Source organism: Candidatus Pelagibacter sp. PS_43 (assembly GCF_059417795.1).
Genome location: NZ_CM182066.1, coordinates 92793 through 108552, shown reverse-complemented (window position 1 = coordinate 108552; position 15760 = coordinate 92793). Strand labels below are relative to the sequence as shown.

Below are 15760 nucleotides of genomic sequence, written 5' to 3'. Positions count from 1 at the left end.
TATATCAAAAAATAAGATGCTTAATCCTTTAAATTTTATCTCAAAATTCATTAAATCAAGCAATCAAAAAGAGCTTGATAGAGTTGCAAAGATTGTTGAAAATGTTAATTCTTTTGAAGACAAGATTAAAGACATTCCTGATGAAGACTTTCCTAAAAAAACAATAGAACTTAAAAAACGGCTAAGTGATGGAGAAGATATAAATGGTCTTTTACCTGAAGCTTTTGCACTTGTGCGTGAGGCATCTAAAAGAACAAGAAATGAAAAGCATTATGATGTTCAAATAATAGGGGGTATTGTTCTTCATGAAGGCAAGATAGCTGAAATGAGAACTGGAGAGGGAAAAACATTAACTATCAGTTTGGCAGCTTATCTAAATGCTTTACGCGGTAAAGGTGTGCACATTGTTACTGTAAATGACTATTTGGCAAAAAGAGATTCTCAAGAAATGGGGGAAATCTATCAATTTCTTGGATTAACATCTGGATACATTAATAATGACCAAGATGATCATGAAAGAAAAAAGAATTATAATTTTGACATAACTTATGCAACTAATAGCGAGCTTGGCTTTGATTACTTGAGGGATAATATGAAATTCTCTAAGGATCAAATGGTTCAAAGAGGTCATGTGTATACAATTGTTGATGAAGTTGACTCTTGTTTAATTGATGAAGCTAGGACGCCACTTGTAATTTCAGGTGCTGCAGAGGATAAAACTGAACAATATCTTGCTATTGATAAATTGGTTAAAAAACTTACTCCTGAAAATTATGAGATAGATGAAAAAGATAAAAATATATTATTAACAAATGAAGGAATTAATAATGTTGAAAAAATATTTTCAAATGCTGGAATATTAAAAAATAATAATTTCTATGATCCTGAAAACCTAAGTCTCGTACATCATGTAAATCAATCTTTGAGGGCTAATCATTTATTTGAAAAAGGAAGAGATTATATTGTAAGAGATGGCTCCTTAAAAATCATTGATGAATTGACAGGTAGAATATTAGAAGGCAGAAGATATGGTGATGGACTTCATCAAGCACTTGAAGCAAAAGAAAGAATAGATGTACAGGCAGAAAATCAAACCCTTGCATCAATAACTTATCAAAACTATTTTAAGCTTTATGAGAAAATTTCTGGATGTACAGGAACAGCTGCAACAGAATCTCAAGAATTTTATGAAATATATAATTTAATGGTAGTTGTTATCCCTACTAATAAAGAAATGATCAGAAAAGATTGGAATGATCAAATTTTTCGAACTGAATTAGAAAAAAATAAAGCAATTATAGATAAAGTTTTAGAATGTCATGAAAAAGGTCAGCCAATTTTAGTTTTCACTTCAAGCATCAACAAGTCTGAAATCTATTCTAAACTATTAGATGAAAAAAAAATTAAACATGTAGTATTAAATGCAAAAAATCATGAAAATGAAGCTGAAATCATTGCAAATGCTGGAAAAATGAACTCAGTTATAATTACAACAAGTATTTCAGGAAGAGGTGTTGATATTCAGTTGGGTGGCAAGAAAGGTAGTCAGCCTGATGAAGAATTACTGCAAAATAAAAATAAAATTAAATCACTTGGTGGACTATTTGTAATTGGTACTGAAAGAATGGAGTCAAGAAGAGTCGATAACCAAGCAAGAGGTAGATCTGGGAGACAAGGTGATGAAGGTAGCTCAATATTTTACGTTAGTTTAGAAGATGATCTTATGCGAATTTTTGGTTCTGAGTCTATGAATAATATTCTTCAAAAACTTGGGCTAAAAGATGGTGAAAGTATCGATCATCCCTGGATAAATAAAGCCCTTGAGCGTGCGCAACAAAAAGTTGAAGCGAGAAACTTTGATATAAGAAAAAACTTATTAAAATTTGACGATGTTTTGAATGATCAAAGACATGTTATTTTTTCTCAAAGAAATAATGTGATGAATAATGAAAAAGTTTTTGATTATTCTGATGAATTTTTATCAGAGATTACAAATCATCTTATTTCTTTAAAATCCCAAAAAATATCAAAAACTAAAAATAATGAATTCAACAATCAACTAAAAATTCTAGTTGGAAAAAGTGTAGATGATGATGAATTTGAAAATCTTATAAATTTAAATGATAAAGAATTTAAGGAAAAGATAGCCTCTAAATTTATCGAAGCCAGAAATGAAAGAATTAATATGCTTAATGAAGAAAAAGCTAAAGAAATTGAAAAAAGAATTTTACTTCAATGCATTGATTTAAATTGGAAATCTCATATCCAATATCTTGAACAATTAAGACAAGTAATTGGCCTAAGGTCTTATGGTCAAAGAGATCCCCTGGTTGAATATAAAAAAGAGGCCTTTTATCTTTTTGAAAATTTACTAAATAAATTAAAAATTGATTTTGTTACAATTTTAATGAATCTAAAAATAGTTCAAGAACCAAATGAAAATACAATTAAACGTATTAAGAAGCAAATTTCGAATGACCCCAAATGTTTATTGATACAAAAAAAAGATCAAAAACTATCAAGAAACGAAAAGTGTGAGGCCACTGGTAAAAAATTTAAAAATTGCTGTGGCGCTTTATAGAAAAAAAACTAAATAAGAAAACAAAACAATTGCTGCAACAAATATTGATAAAAAAATCTTAGCGTTAAAAAATTTTTCAATAAAGCTACGAAGCTTATTTTTTTGCATATTTAGTACACTTAGATTATCTGGTTGACTTACAAAGCCCTTTGTTCTTCCAATGCTTAAAAATTTATTTTTTCTATGGTTAAAAATTTCTTCTCCACTCATACTTTCAAATTCATTCAAATTATTTGTGATTGACCTTCTAACGTTATCCAAAATTAAATCTCTATCTCGGTGGGCACCACCAATTGGTTCTGCAACGATCTCATCAATTACCTTTAGCTCAAGGAGATCTTTTGATGATAATTTCATTGCTTTTGCAGCCTCTAAGGTTCTCTTTGGATCTCTCCATAAAATGGTTGCACATCCTTCTGGAGATATGACTGAATAGATTGCATTTTCTAACATAATAACTTTGTTAGATGAGGCTAGTGCTATTGCTCCTCCTGACCCACCTTCACCAATTACAACGGCTAAAGTTGGAACATTTAATGACATACAACATTCAATTGATTTTGCGATTGCCTCTGCCTGCCCTCTTTCCTCGGCTCCAACACCAGGATAAGCCCCAGGAGTATCAACAAATGAAATTATTGGGATATTAAATTTGTTTGCCAGATTCATTAATCTAATTGTTTTTCTATATCCTTCAGGTCTCATCATTCCAAAATTTCTTTCCATCCTAGTTTCAAGAGTGTCACCTTTCTCTTGTCCAATAACCAAAACTGATTTTTCATTAAACTTTGCAAACCCAGCTATTACTGATTTATCTTCCCCATAAAACCTGTCTCCAGACAATGAAATAAAATCTTCAAATAAATTATCTATAAAAAATTTTGCTTTAGGTCTATCTTCATGTCTTGCAACTAAAGTTGTTTGCCAAGGATCTAAATTTGAATAAATCTCTTGTAACTTTTCATCTATTTCTTTTTGTGATTGTAAGATTTTTTTTGTGTCTACTTCTGATAGCCCATCTTGATTATATGGATCCTTTAGTTTTTCCAATTCATTTTCAAGATTTTTTATATCTGTTTCAAAGTTTAAATAATTTTTCATAAACAACTTTATTAATATTTAATTAACAAAAAAGGCAATAAAATGTTTTAAATAATTTATATTTGACATAATCTTGTTTAAATGTACTCTTAAATAAATCGGGAGAGACTAATAATAATAGCGCCGAAGGAGCAACCACCCCGGAAACTCTCAGGCAAAAGGACCGATAAAAACATAACACTCTGGAAAGAGATTAAATCTCGCCGATGGAGCAAAACTCTCAGGCAAAAATACAGATGGGGTAATTATTAAGGGTGCTATGAAAGAACAAAATACAAAAATACACAATCTATCAGTTTCTAATCAATTACTTAACTTCATTAATGAAGAATTGCTTAAAGATACAAATATTTCTTCTGAAAAATTCTGGGAAGGCTTTGACAAAGCAGTTCATGAGCTAGCCCCAAAAAATAAAGAACTATTAAAAATAAGAGAGGATTTACAAAAAAAAATAGACAATTGGCATATTGCTAATAAAGGCAATGAAATAAATTTAGAGGAATATAAAAAATTTTTAAAGGAAATTGATTATCTAAAAGAAGTAGGTCCAGATTTTAAAATTCAAACAAATAACGTTGATGAAGAAATAACTAGTATTGCTGGACCACAATTAGTGGTTCCAATCATGAATGAAAGATATGCATTGAACGCTGCAAATGCTAGATGGATGAGTTTATATGATAGTTTGTATGGCACAGACATAATTGAACAATCTGAAGATAGTGCCCATCAAAGATATGATCCTTTAAGAGGGGAAATGGTTATAAAATATGGAAGAGACTTTTTAAAAAAATATTTTCCTCTAGAAGATTTTGAATGGCATAATATTACAGGGTTTAAAATTGATAATGGTTCTTTAACAATATTAAAAGATAATGCTGAAACATCTTTAAAAAATAAAGATAAATTTATTGGTCATAGAGGAGAGGCTAATGATCCTTCAGCAATAATATTAAAAAATAATAATCTTCATATAGAAATAATTATAGATCCAAATGCTTTTAGTTCTAAACAAGATCCTGCTAAAATTAGCGATATTATTGTTGAAGCTGCAGTTTCAACTATTTGTGATAATGAAGATAGTGTTGCTGCGGTTGATGCTGATGACAAAGTTATTTGCTATCGTAATTGGCTTGGACTTATGAAGGGTGATTTAAAATCAACTTTCGAAAAAAATGGAAAGACATATGAACGTAAATTAAATCCTGACAGAAGTTATATTTCTAAAGATGGAAAAGGATTAAAACTACATGGAAGGAGTTTGTTATTAATAAGAAATGTCGGACACCTTATGACTAACTCAGCAATCACTTTAAAAGATGGTTCTGAAATACCAGAAGGTATTATGGATGCCTTTATAACTTCAGCAGCTTGCCTTCACGATATCAAAAAAAAAAGTAATTCTAGAAAAGGTTCCATTTATATCGTTAAACCAAAAATGCATGGTCCCGATGAAACTTCATTTACAAATTTAATTTTTACTAAAGTTGAAGAAGTTTTAGGATTGGAAAAATACACATGTAAAATTGGAATAATGGATGAGGAAAGAAGAACATCGTCTAATCTTAAAGAGTGCATCAGAACTCTGAAAAATAGAGTATTTTTTATCAATACAGGTTTTTTAGATAGAACTGGTGATGAAATGCATACATCAATGGAAGCAGGTCCAATGATAAAAAAAGGAGATATGAAGTCTTCAAAATGGATTAATGCATATGAAAATAACAATGTGGATGTAGGACTTGCGTGTGGTTTTTCGGGTGTAGCACAAATTGGTAAAGGTATGTGGGCCATGCCAGATAGGATGAAAGATATGATGGAGCAAAAAACTGGCCATCTTAAAGCCGGAGCTAATTGTGCCTGGGTACCTTCTCCTACAGCAGCAGCTCTTCATGCTCTTCATTATCACGAAATAAATATTTTTGATCAACAAAAAGAATTGCAGAAAAGACAGGCTGCAAAGTTAGATGATCTTTTAACAATTCCAGTAGCTGATAGACCAAACTGGTCTGTTGATGAAATAAATTCTGAAATTGCAAACTCTGCACAAACTCTATTGGGATATGTTGTGAGATGGATTGATCATGGCGTTGGTTGTTCAAAGGTACCTGATATTAATAATATTGGATTAATGGAAGATCGAGCTACTTTAAGAATTTCATCTCAACACATTGCTAATTGGGTTCATCATGGTGTTTGTTCCAAGGAACAAGTAATAAAAATTATGAAAAACATGGCAAAGATTGTAGATGATCAAAATAAGAATGATGGCGCTTATACTCGATCTGGAAGAGGTAGCTATGAAATGATGTCTGATAATTTTGATCAATCGGTTGCGTTTAAAACAGCTTGTGATTTAATTTTTAAAGGAAAAGAACAGCCTTCTGGATATACAGAGCCCTTACTACATCTAAATAGATTATTAAAAAAATCTAGTCAGAATTAGTTTTAATTCCTGATCTATTTTTAAAGGCAGAATATAAAGTTCCATCATCCAGACTTTCTATCTCACCCCCAACTGGCAGACCTTGTGCTAGTTTCGTTATTTTTGTTTTAGTTTGCTTAAGACTATCTTGGATATAATAAGCTGTTGTTTGACCTTCGACAGTTGCACTTGTGGCTAATATAACTTCCTCTATATTTTCTCTAATAACTCTCTCCACCAATGAATTAATTAAAAGGTCTTCTTTTCTCTGACCAGCGGATGAAATTGTTCCACCAAGAATATGGAAGTATCCTTTAAAAATATTTGAATTTTCTATAGACCATTGGTCAGCTATGTCTTCAACAACACATATTTTGTTATATTTCTCTTTTGTATTTTCACAATTATTACAACCGTCAGAGTTTGATTTTAAAGTTCCACAAGATTGACATCTAATTACATTTTTATAAACCTGGGCTAATGTATTGGCCATTGGTTTAACCAACTCATCTCTATTGTTTATAAGTTTTAGCACAATTCTTTTTGCAGATTTAGGACCTAAGCCTGGAAGCTTAGCAATTAATTTAATTAATTCATCTATTTCACTAATATTTTGCATTGAATTAAAGTGGCCATTTAAAACCAGGAATGTCAAATCCACTTGTGGATTTTGAAAGTTCCTCAGATGTTTTAGACTTTAGTTCTGATTTTGCATTATTGTGAGCCGCTACGATTAAGTCTTCTATTATAACTTTATCCTCTTTCATAACTTCATCAGATAAATTTATTTTAATCATTTCGTTTTCACCATTTAGTATAACTTTTACAGAGTTGGAACCTGAAGTTCCCTCAGCCTGAATATTTTTAATTTTTTCCTGGCTCTCTTTCATTTTGGCTTCTAATTCCTTAGCTTTATTTAAAATTTTTGTAAAATCAGTCATTTTTTTTGTTATCTCTTTGCTTAATATCAATTAGCTCAGCATCAGGAAATTTTTGTAAAATATCCCTATAAATTGAAGATTTTTTTACAGAGTCAATTAACTCTTTTTTTAAATTTACTTCCTCTTCTTTTTTAGATGGCTGACCCTTTGTTTTACTTAATGTTATTATCCACCTTTCGTTTGTCCACTCATAAAGTTTTAAAGACAAGTCTTTGATAAAATCTTTATCAAGATCTTCATTAAAAGAAATTTCTATTCTTTTGTTTTCAAAACTTACAAGGTTAACATTCTTTTCTAATTCATATTTTAATTTAATTTCTTTTTTAGATGAACATAATTCCAATAGATCATCAAATGAATTTAAAAGTTTTGTCTGTAGTTTAATTTCTTTCCCCTCATCTTTTATTTTCATATCTTTTTCTTGAACAATATTTTTCATTTGACCTATTGTTTCTGCTTTGTCTTTTATCCCAAACAAATCATCATCATCTTTTGTTTGTAAAGAAGAGGCATAATTAACTTTTTCAGTTTTTTGAGATGCTTCTTCGTCATCAATATCTAATACTTGCTTATTCATTTCTTTTAAATGAGTCAGTCTAATTAAAAACATTTCCATAGATAAATGTTGATTAGAAACAATATCTAGCTCTTCCAAAGTCTTAATTGTAAATTGCCAAAATAATATTAAAGTTTCATTATTAACTTTTCCTGAGATTTCTTGAATCTTTTTAAATTCTTCATCATTTAAAGAAAAATTTGTTCCATCAATATCTAATGAATTAATATTTTTAAAATAATAAAGTAATTCTAGGAAATCATTTATAAATATTTTAGGCTCAACTCCCTGATTATATATTTTCCTGTAAGTGTTTAAAACTTTTTTTTCTTTGCCTTCAAATATAAGTTCAAACAAAGTAATTAGTTGTGATTTATCGAAATAACCAAATATTTTTTGAGCAGCACTTAAATCTAATTCTCTATTTTTATCTAATGTCAGTAATGCTCTATCAAGCAATGATAAGGCATCTCTAACTGATCCTTCAGAAATTTTAACAATCAATTTAAGTGCATCATCTGATGCATTGCCATTTTCTTTATTTTTAATTTCTTTAATAAAATTAAATAATTCAAATGATTTAATCCTAGATAGGTCAAATCTTTGACATCGCGATACTACTGTAATTGGAATTTTTTTTATTTCAGTTGTTGCAAAAATAAATTTTAAATATTCTGGTGGCTCCTCTAATGTTTTTAACAAAGCATTAAATGCTTGTTTGCTGAGCATGTGAACTTCATCTATTATGAATATTTTATATTTAGCTGTAGTTGGACCATACCTTGAGAATTCAATAAGGTCCCTTACATCATCAACTCCCGTCTTACTTGCTGCATCCATTTCTAACACATCAATATGATTTGAATTTGAAATTGCAGTACAATTTTCACAAAAATTTTCTTTGCATGGGTTATCAGTGCCATTTGAACAATTTAAAGACTTTGCAACTATTCTTGCTGTGGTAGTTTTTCCAATTCCTCTAATTCCTGTGAAAAGGTAAGCATTTGGAACTTTATTAGCCTTAATTGAATTAGATATAGTTTCTGCCACCACATCTTGACCTATAAGGTCATCAAATGTTTGAGGTCTATATTTTAAAGCTAAAACTTTTGTATTTTTATTCATTTTTTTAAGGAGACTAGAACCTGAAAAACTGTCTCTACGACTGCTTCCGTTAAGATCTGGTCGGGTTCAAGCAGCATTCACCTCTAGCCTCCAAAACTATTATAGCAGTAATGTTTTCTAATCTACAAGAAAAGTTTCTAGGTTATTTTTCTCTAAATTTATCAGCCTCAAAAACACCTAGCACGTGAAAGTCTTGACAATGAAGTCCCAATTCCTCCAAAGATTTTTGAACTTTTGTATCTTCTATGTGGCCATCTAAATCACATAGAAAAAAATAAGATTCGAATGAATTCTGCTCTGGATAACTTTGAAGCTTTGTAAGATTAACACCATTAATAGCAAAACCTCCCAACGACTGATAGAGGGCAGCAGGTTTGCTTTTAAGTTTAAATAAAAAAGAGGTTATGTATTTTTTATTTTCAAAATTAGGCTGTGAAACTTCCTTTCCCATAATTAAGAACCGAGTTGCATTTCCACTTTCATTTTCAATATTGGGAGCAAGTATTTTTAAATTATAAATTTCTGCACTCAATGATGATGCTATTGCTGCTTCGCTTTTAATTTTATTCTTTGAAATATTTTCAGCAGATCCCGCTGTGTCAGCTCGAACATGCTCAACAAAGTTATTCTTTTTTATAAATTTTGAACATTGAGATAACGCCTGAGCATGAGAAAACACATCTTTAATATCACTTAGCTTACTATCAGGCTGTCCTAATAAATTATGTTCAATCTTTTGAAAATGTTCAGCGTAAATATTTAGTCTGTATTTAAAGATTAAGTACTCTATTCCAATATTTCCTGTAATGCGATTTGATTCTGGTATTACTATTCTAGAATTTGTCTCTGATGAGGCTTTTAAAAAACATTCATCAAATGTTTTACATGGAATAATTTTTGAATTTGGATCTATTTCTAATGCTGCCAAATGTGAGTAAGCTCCAAAAGTTCCCTGAAAATATATTTTTTTCATTCTATTGTGATTTATATTCCATAATTTTTTTTATAGCCAGATAATCCTCTTCTGTATCGATTCCAATAGGAGAATATTTTGCTAAAGCTACATTAATTTTTATATTATTATCAAGCGCTCTTAATTGTTCTAATCTATTTTTTTTTTCATTTATAGTTTGATCTAAATCTATAAATTTTTCTAATATATTTGTCTTATATGAATATATTCCAATATGATGATAAACATTTAAATTACTTGAAGGCATACTTTTTCTACTAAAGTTTATTGCTAATGGAAAATTATCATTTACTATCTCTTTTTCTGTAAAAACTTTAACAACATTTTCATTTTCGAGCATAGCATCATCTTTTAATTTTGCAGCCAATGTTCCAATTGCTGAATTATTGTTAATCATAAAATTATTTAAATTTACGATATCATTTTTATTAATATCAGGTTCATCTCCCTGAAGATTCAATATGTAATCAATATTTTTTAGATTAAGTTTTTTATAAGCTTCAAAAATTCTATCTGTACCAGTTTTATGATGACTGCCAGTTAAAATTGCCTTTCCACCATTCTTGGTTACATCCTCTAATATTTCCTGATCTTCTGTTGCAACTACCACATCACCAATATTGGCCTCCACAGCTCTTTTAAAAACATGAGAAATAATTGATAAATTATTAATTTTTAAAAGAGGCTTTCCAGGTAATCTGGATGCTGACATTCTTGAAGGAATTAAAATTAATGTTTTAACCATTATAAAACCTGTAACTTGTGCGTCTGTTAGACGCAAAATTAAAAATTAAAATTTGAGTTTTTTTTTTATTATCATGTTATATCTGCAAAATTAATTAAATATATATGGATTCGTTTGAGTTAAATAAAATAATTGCCTCAATTCTATTGGTTGCTCTTTTGGTCATTGGCTTAGGTAAACTTGCCGATGGTGTTTTTCATGTAAAACAACCAAAAAATCCAGGGTATCAAGTCGAGATTGAAAACCAGTCTACTTCTTTAGTAACACAAGTTTCTGAAGTGAAAGAAAAAATTGATATAGTTGCTATCATGGCACTAGGAGACGTGGCAGCTGGAGAAAAAATATTCAAAAAATGTGCAGCTTGTCATTCTATTGAAAAAGGTGGAGCTAACAAAATTGGACCTGCACTTTATGGTGTAGTTGGAAGTAAAGTTGGTCATGTGTCAGATTATAAATATTCTAAAGCGTTAGCGACGTATGGAAAACAATGGTCATTTAAAGAACTAAATGGTTTTTTAACAAAACCAGCCTCTTACCTTAAGGGAACAAAAATGTCCTATGCTGGTTTAAGAAAAGAAACAGATAGAGCTTCTGTTATCAAATACCTAAATCAAAATAGTGATAACCCAATTCCTTTACCTTAATTTTTCAAAACAATATAAAAGAATACTTTTTTGAACATGAACTCTATTGAGTGCTTGTAACCAAACCTCTGAATTTTTCCCTAAAAAAACTTCATCAGTAACTTCTTCACCTCGAGGAAGACAATGTAAAAAAGTTGCATCTTTTTTTGCAAAACTAATTAATTTAGAATTAATCTTAAAATTGTTAAAAGCTCTAATCTTATTTGTTTTATTTACATTGTCATTTAGTGAGATAACCTTATCTGAAAAAATCACATCTACATTTTTAACAGCTTTTTTAGCATCATTAAAAATGAAAATTTTACCTTTGTTGTTTTTTGCCCAATCAATTACAAATTTTTTAGGTTCATAATTTTTTGGACAAGCAATGTTTAATTTAAATGAAAACTTAACTGATGCTGCAATTAAACTATTCAAAACATTGTTTGAATCTCCAACCCAACAAATATTTAATTTTGAGATTGATTTTTTCTTTATCTCTTCGACTGTAAAAATGTCTGAAAGAACTTGAGTTGGATGAGATGAGGGGCTCAAACCATTGATAACCGGCATTGTTAAATATTTACTAAATTCTTCAATTTTTTTATCACTATCAGTTCTCAACATAAAACCATCTCCATAGGTTGATAAAATTTTTGCTGTATCTGCTAAACTTTCACCACCTTTTCCAAGATGCAACTCATTTGCTCTAAGAGTTATGGTTCCTCCACCTAATTGTTTTATTGCTAGATAAAAACTTAATCTTGTTCTTAAACTTGCTTTTTCAAACATTTGAATGAGTAATTTACCCTTTAGAGGTTGGTCTTTATCTACATCTAAAGTGTTAAATTTTTTTCTTTTTAATTTTCTTTTTTTTGCATCAGTAATAATTTTTCTAAGATCTGCTGCTGGAATATCTTTAAGAGTAATAAAATGTTTCATTGTTATTTAAAAGTTGAACAAACTTTTTTAATGATATTTATAGCTAAATCTATTTCTTGTTTCTTAACATTGAGTGGTGGTAATATTCTTACTACATTTTCTCCAGCCCTGATTGTTAAAAGCTTATTATCCATTAACTTTTGAATAAATTTTGTCTGATCCCCATGCAGTTGTAATCCAATAAGTAAACCAACTCCTCTTACCTCTTTAATGACATTAGGGAATTTTTTTTTAATTTCATTTAATTCTTTATTAAAATATTTTGATAATTTTTTAACATTATTAAGGAATCCTTTTTTAAATATTTGATCTAATACCGCATTCCCAACAGACATTGCCAGTGGATTTCCTCCAAAGGTTGATCCATGAGTACCCACTGTCATTCCTGATGCAACTTTTTTATTCATCAAAAGTGCGCCAAGCGGGAATCCCCCTCCTATGCCTTTAGCTATTGGTACTATATCTGGTTTAATTTTTGAATTTTCAAAAGCAAAAAAATTTCCAGATCTTCCTATGCCACACTGAACCTCATCTAAAATTAATAAAATTTTTTTCTTATTACAGATTTTTCTCAACTCTTTTAGGCACCAGTCTGGTATTGCTTTGATTCCTCCTTCACCCATAACAGTTTCAATCATTATAGCTGCTGTTTTTTTTGTGATAGAATTTATTAAACTTTTGTGATTTCCAAATTCAAAATGATCAAATCCATCAACTTTAGGACCAAACCCTTCAGTCATTTTTTTTGATCCACTAGCATATATTGCTGCTAATGTTCTGCCATGAAATGAATTTTTAATACAAAGAATTCTGTTTTTTGAAGGTTGCCCTATTGAGTAAAAATACCTTCTGGCAGCCTTGATTGCTGCTTCTGTTGCTTCAGCTCCACTATTTTGAAAAATAACAAAATCAGCAAAAGTTTTTTTTGTTAATCTTTCAGCCAATCTTTCTCCCTCTGGAATTATAAATGCATTTGATATATGCCATAATTTTTTTGATTGTTTGTTTATTGCTTTTATTAAATATGGATTAGCATGTCCTAAAGAATTAACTGCGATGCCTTGAACAAAATCTAAGTATTTTTTTCCATTAGTTGAATATAAAAAACTACCTTTTCCATATTTAAATGAAATAGGTCTTCTGTTATAGTTTTTTGCTAAAGCGCTCATTTATTAAGATTTAATTTTATAACCTTTTTTGTAAAGAAAAAAAGCTACATACCATATTAAAATACTTAGTATTAATAAATATATTAAACCTATACTTATTGATCCATCAGACCTTCCTAAAAAACCATACCTAAAACCATCAATCATATAAAAAAAAGGATTAAGATGACTTATGGTTTGAAAAAATTGTGGAAGCTTATCAATTGAATAAAAAACTCCTGATAAAAAACTTAAAGGGGTAATAACAAAGTTAGTTACTGTAGCTGTATGATCAAACTTTTCAGCCCATAGTCCTGTTATAAAGCCCAAGCTTCCTAAAATAAATGCACTTAAAAAACCAAATATAAAAATATATAAAAAATTATTAATAGGTATTTCAACTATCAAAGAAAAAACTCCAATTGAAATGATTGCAATCAAGAAACTTCTAGTCAAGGCTGCAAGTATTATTGCCATTGAAACCTCAAATGCAGATAAGGGTGCGTAAAGCATATCCACGATATTTCCTTGAATTTTTCCTATCATTAATGATGAAACTGAATGACTAAATGATTGGGTTAAAATGCTCATAGCAATTAATCCCGGGGCTAGAAAACTAATAAATGAGTAACCAAGAACGTCTCCCCTATTATTTCCTAGCGCCAAAGATAATACTGATAAAAATAAAAGACTGGATACAAGTGGAGATAGTAATGTTTGTTGCCAAACTGCCATGAACCTATTGCATTCTTTAAGCCACAAGCTTATAAAACCAATCCAATTAACAAGACCAAATTTCTTTACACCAATATGATATTTTTTATTCAATTCAACCATAAGTAATCATTTATAAGTTTTAAAAATAATTTGTGTACAAAACAAAAATATTTATTGTTTTTTTTTAATTATCGTGAAATCTGTATATAGTTATTAAAATTAAATAACATACTAAATATAGATTATGAGTTGGACAGAAGAAAAAGTTGCAAAATTAAAAGAGCTTTGGGGCAAAGGAAGTACAGCAAGTCAAATTGCAGAAATAATTGGGGGTATCAGCAGAAATGCTGTTATTGGTAAAGCGCACAGACTTAACCTATCGTCGAAAATCAAAACTCGTAATGCTTCTTCAATTCAAAATTATGATAATAACTCAGAAGAAAATAACTCAAAGCAAAAAAGAGGAAGAAAAAGTAAATTTAAATCATTAATAATTGAAAAAGACTTTGAGCCTGAAAATCCAAAAAAATTAGAAGAGCTAGACGAAAGTTCATGTAAGTGGCCTATTGGGCACCCAGAAGAAGAGAGTTTTTATTTCTGTGGCAGATCTTCTTTAAAAGATTTTTCATACTGTAAACTTCACTTACTTTATGCCTATCAGCCAAAAGGAAAGAAGGAAGAGCCTGTGAGTGATAAAGATGAAGAGACTCCTCAATATATAGAAAAGAAAATAAATACAGCTTAGCGTATTTTAAAATTTTTTTTATTTTTTTTTTTACCCTCTAAACCTCTAATAAGAGATTTAATAATTAAATAGATTAAGAACGAAAAAATTAAAAATATTAATAAATAAATTATTTTGATCACGACCAATAAATTATAACGTTTTAGTGTTTTAATTTCTATTAAGAATTACTAGTTCTATATTTTTTTGTAGAAAATTGACCACCTTCTCTCCACATATAACAATACTTTTCAACTTCTTGGCCAAATATTTTTGAACTTGGCACTCCTAAATCAAAATTAGTTTGATATTTACTTGAAGGAATATTGTCATATTTTAAAAGAGTCAATTGATCTATTGTCAATAATGGTTTTGGGAATAATTGAAAAAATTTTGCTGATATTTTGGCCGCAAATAAAGGCATGGGTATTAAGAGCCTCTTTTTATTAATTAGTACTAATAGTTGATTGAGAATTTCTTTTAAAGTAAAAGTTTCAGGCCCAACACATTCCACTATCTTTGAATGAATATTTTTTGAAATAATATAATAAATTATATCTGTTAAATCAGAACAATGTATTGGAGTAAATTTAGTGTCACCATTGTAATAAAGTGGGAAAAATGGAAGTCTGCTTAATAAAGTCATAAAACTTGTTGTAAAGTTATCGTCAACTGAATAAACGACTGAAGGTCTTAATATGGTAGCCAAAGGAAAATTTTTTTGAATATTCAGCTCACCCTCTAATTTACTTTTTGCATATTCTGAGTCTGTCGCTTTATTAATTCCCAATGCTGATAAATGAATAAATTGATTAACTTTATATTCCTTACAAAGCTTAGCTAAAATAGATGGAAAAATAGAATGAATATTTTTAAATGAATTGCCTTTTCCACTTTCATATAAAATGCCTATTAAATTTATACAAATGTCAGCTTTAGAAAATAATTTTCTTATTTTGTTTTCATCAAAAATATTAGCTTCAACAATATCAATGTATCCAGCATTGGCTTGGGTTTTAATTGTGTAGCCCTTTTGATGAAGGTTTCTAGTAACAATAGTTACTTTATAATTATTTTTAGTTAACTTTCTGATTAAATGTCTGCCTATTTGACCGCTGCCGCCAAAGATTAGACAATTTTTTGCTTTCATATATATATA

General features: G+C 29.4%; 14 protein-coding genes and 1 riboswitch. Of the genes, 4 read left to right on the top strand and 10 right to left on the bottom strand.

What is annotated here, in order from left to right:
- Positions 1–16 precede the first annotated feature (16 nt).
- Complete coding sequence (secA, locus tag AC5SLL_RS00580) at positions 17–2581, top strand: preprotein translocase subunit SecA (protein WP_494586671.1); 2565 nt, start codon at positions 17–19, stop codon at positions 2579–2581.
- Here the strand turns inward: secA and AC5SLL_RS00575 are convergent.
- Positions 2576–3682: an acetyl-CoA carboxylase carboxyltransferase subunit alpha gene (locus AC5SLL_RS00575; RefSeq protein ID WP_494586670.1), complete on the bottom strand. Its 1107-nt coding sequence runs from the start codon at positions 3680–3682 to the stop codon at positions 2576–2578. The two genes, secA and AC5SLL_RS00575, sit on opposite strands and share 6 nt — an antisense overlap.
- Before the next feature lie 89 nt (positions 3683–3771).
- Positions 3772–3858: riboswitch (glycine riboswitch) on the top strand.
- A gap of 83 nt (positions 3859–3941) precedes the next feature.
- Here AC5SLL_RS00575 and AC5SLL_RS00570 point away from each other — a divergent pair.
- Positions 3942–6128 (top strand): malate synthase G, encoded by a 2187-nt coding sequence (locus tag AC5SLL_RS00570; protein WP_494586669.1) that lies wholly within the window; start codon positions 3942–3944, stop codon positions 6126–6128.
- Here AC5SLL_RS00570 and recR read toward each other — a convergent pair.
- The 5 genes from recR to kdsB all read right to left on the bottom strand — a co-directional run bounded on the left by recR (position 6115) and on the right by kdsB (position 10447).
- Positions 6115–6726 carry a recombination mediator RecR gene (recR, locus tag AC5SLL_RS00565; RefSeq protein ID WP_271516506.1) on the bottom strand — a complete coding sequence of 204 codons (612 nt, stop codon included), beginning with the start codon at positions 6724–6726 and terminating at the stop codon, positions 6115–6117. The genes AC5SLL_RS00570 and recR overlap by 14 nt on opposite strands.
- Positions 6727–6730: 4 nt before the next feature.
- Entirely contained in the window at positions 6731–7048 is a 318-nt protein-coding gene (locus AC5SLL_RS00560; RefSeq protein WP_494573275.1) for a YbaB/EbfC family nucleoid-associated protein, read from the bottom strand.
- Positions 7041–8729: a DNA polymerase III subunit gamma/tau gene (dnaX, locus tag AC5SLL_RS00555; protein ID WP_494586668.1), complete on the bottom strand. Its 1689-nt coding sequence runs from the start codon at positions 8727–8729 to the stop codon at positions 7041–7043. Before dnaX ends, AC5SLL_RS00560 begins: the two co-directional genes overlap by 8 nt.
- A 142-nt stretch (positions 8730–8871) precedes the next feature.
- Positions 8872–9702 (bottom strand): prephenate dehydratase domain-containing protein, encoded by an 831-nt coding sequence (locus tag AC5SLL_RS00550; protein WP_494586667.1) that lies wholly within the window; start codon positions 9700–9702, stop codon positions 8872–8874.
- 1 nt (position 9703) lies between these two features.
- Positions 9704–10447 (bottom strand): 3-deoxy-manno-octulosonate cytidylyltransferase, encoded by a 744-nt coding sequence (gene kdsB / locus AC5SLL_RS00545; protein ID WP_494586666.1) that lies wholly within the window; start codon positions 10445–10447, stop codon positions 9704–9706.
- 104 nt (positions 10448–10551) lie between these two features.
- Here kdsB and AC5SLL_RS00540 point away from each other — a divergent pair, with 104 nt between their 5' ends.
- Positions 10552–11091: a c-type cytochrome gene (locus AC5SLL_RS00540; protein WP_494586665.1), complete on the top strand. Its 540-nt coding sequence runs from the start codon at positions 10552–10554 to the stop codon at positions 11089–11091.
- Here the strand turns inward: AC5SLL_RS00540 and argF are convergent.
- Genes argF through AC5SLL_RS00525 form a run of 3 tightly spaced genes read right to left on the bottom strand, consistent with a single transcriptional unit; the run spans position 11083 to position 13997 of the window.
- Positions 11083–12012 (bottom strand): ornithine carbamoyltransferase, encoded by a 930-nt coding sequence (gene argF / locus AC5SLL_RS00535; protein ID WP_494586664.1) that lies wholly within the window; start codon positions 12010–12012, stop codon positions 11083–11085. The genes AC5SLL_RS00540 and argF overlap by 9 nt on opposite strands.
- Before the next feature lie 2 nt (positions 12013–12014).
- Positions 12015–13181 carry an aspartate aminotransferase family protein gene (locus tag AC5SLL_RS00530; protein ID WP_494573269.1) on the bottom strand — a complete coding sequence of 389 codons (1167 nt, stop codon included), beginning with the start codon at positions 13179–13181 and terminating at the stop codon, positions 12015–12017.
- Between the two features lie 3 nt (positions 13182–13184).
- Positions 13185–13997, bottom strand: a complete 813-nt coding sequence (locus AC5SLL_RS00525) for an ABC transporter permease (protein ID WP_494586663.1) — start codon at positions 13995–13997, stop codon at positions 13185–13187.
- A gap of 124 nt (positions 13998–14121) precedes the next feature.
- Between AC5SLL_RS00525 and AC5SLL_RS00520 the strand changes: the two genes are divergently transcribed.
- Complete coding sequence (locus AC5SLL_RS00520; protein WP_494586662.1) at positions 14122–14622, top strand: GcrA family cell cycle regulator; 501 nt, start codon at positions 14122–14124, stop codon at positions 14620–14622.
- Positions 14623–14782: 160 nt separating this feature from the next.
- Here the strand turns inward: AC5SLL_RS00520 and AC5SLL_RS00515 are convergent, their stop codons facing one another.
- Positions 14783–15751, bottom strand: a complete 969-nt coding sequence (locus tag AC5SLL_RS00515) for a complex I NDUFA9 subunit family protein (RefSeq protein ID WP_494586661.1) — start codon at positions 15749–15751, stop codon at positions 14783–14785.
- Between the last annotated feature and the right edge of the window lie 9 nt (positions 15752–15760).

Excerpts from the sequence above, each read along its gene's own strand:
- AC5SLL_RS00550 (WP_494586667.1), bottom strand. The coding sequence starts at position 9,702 with ATGAAAAAAATATATTTTCAGGGAACTTTTGGAGCTTACTCACATTTG.
- argF (WP_494586664.1), bottom strand. The coding sequence starts at position 12,012 with ATGAAACATTTTATTACTCTTAAAGATATTCCAGCAGCAGATCTTAGA.
- AC5SLL_RS00575 (WP_494586670.1), bottom strand. The coding sequence starts at position 3,682 with ATGAAAAATTATTTAAACTTTGAAACAGATATAAAAAATCTTGAAAAT.
- AC5SLL_RS00540 (WP_494586665.1), top strand. The coding sequence starts at position 10,552 with ATGGATTCGTTTGAGTTAAATAAAATAATTGCCTCAATTCTATTGGTT.
- AC5SLL_RS00560 (WP_494573275.1), bottom strand. The coding sequence starts at position 7,048 with ATGACTGATTTTACAAAAATTTTAAATAAAGCTAAGGAATTAGAAGCC.
- AC5SLL_RS00570 (WP_494586669.1), top strand. The coding sequence starts at position 3,942 with ATGAAAGAACAAAATACAAAAATACACAATCTATCAGTTTCTAATCAA.
- AC5SLL_RS00530 (WP_494573269.1), bottom strand. The coding sequence starts at position 13,181 with ATGAGCGCTTTAGCAAAAAACTATAACAGAAGACCTATTTCATTTAAA.
- AC5SLL_RS00525 (WP_494586663.1), bottom strand. The coding sequence starts at position 13,997 with ATGGTTGAATTGAATAAAAAATATCATATTGGTGTAAAGAAATTTGGT.
- dnaX (WP_494586668.1), bottom strand. The coding sequence starts at position 8,729 with ATGAATAAAAATACAAAAGTTTTAGCTTTAAAATATAGACCTCAAACA.
- AC5SLL_RS00515 (WP_494586661.1), bottom strand. The coding sequence starts at position 15,751 with ATGAAAGCAAAAAATTGTCTAATCTTTGGCGGCAGCGGTCAAATAGGC.
- kdsB (WP_494586666.1), bottom strand. The coding sequence starts at position 10,447 with ATGGTTAAAACATTAATTTTAATTCCTTCAAGAATGTCAGCATCCAGA.
- AC5SLL_RS00520 (WP_494586662.1), top strand. The coding sequence starts at position 14,122 with ATGAGTTGGACAGAAGAAAAAGTTGCAAAATTAAAAGAGCTTTGGGGC.
- secA (WP_494586671.1), top strand. The coding sequence starts at position 17 with ATGCTTAATCCTTTAAATTTTATCTCAAAATTCATTAAATCAAGCAAT.
- recR (WP_271516506.1), bottom strand. The coding sequence starts at position 6,726 with ATGCAAAATATTAGTGAAATAGATGAATTAATTAAATTAATTGCTAAG.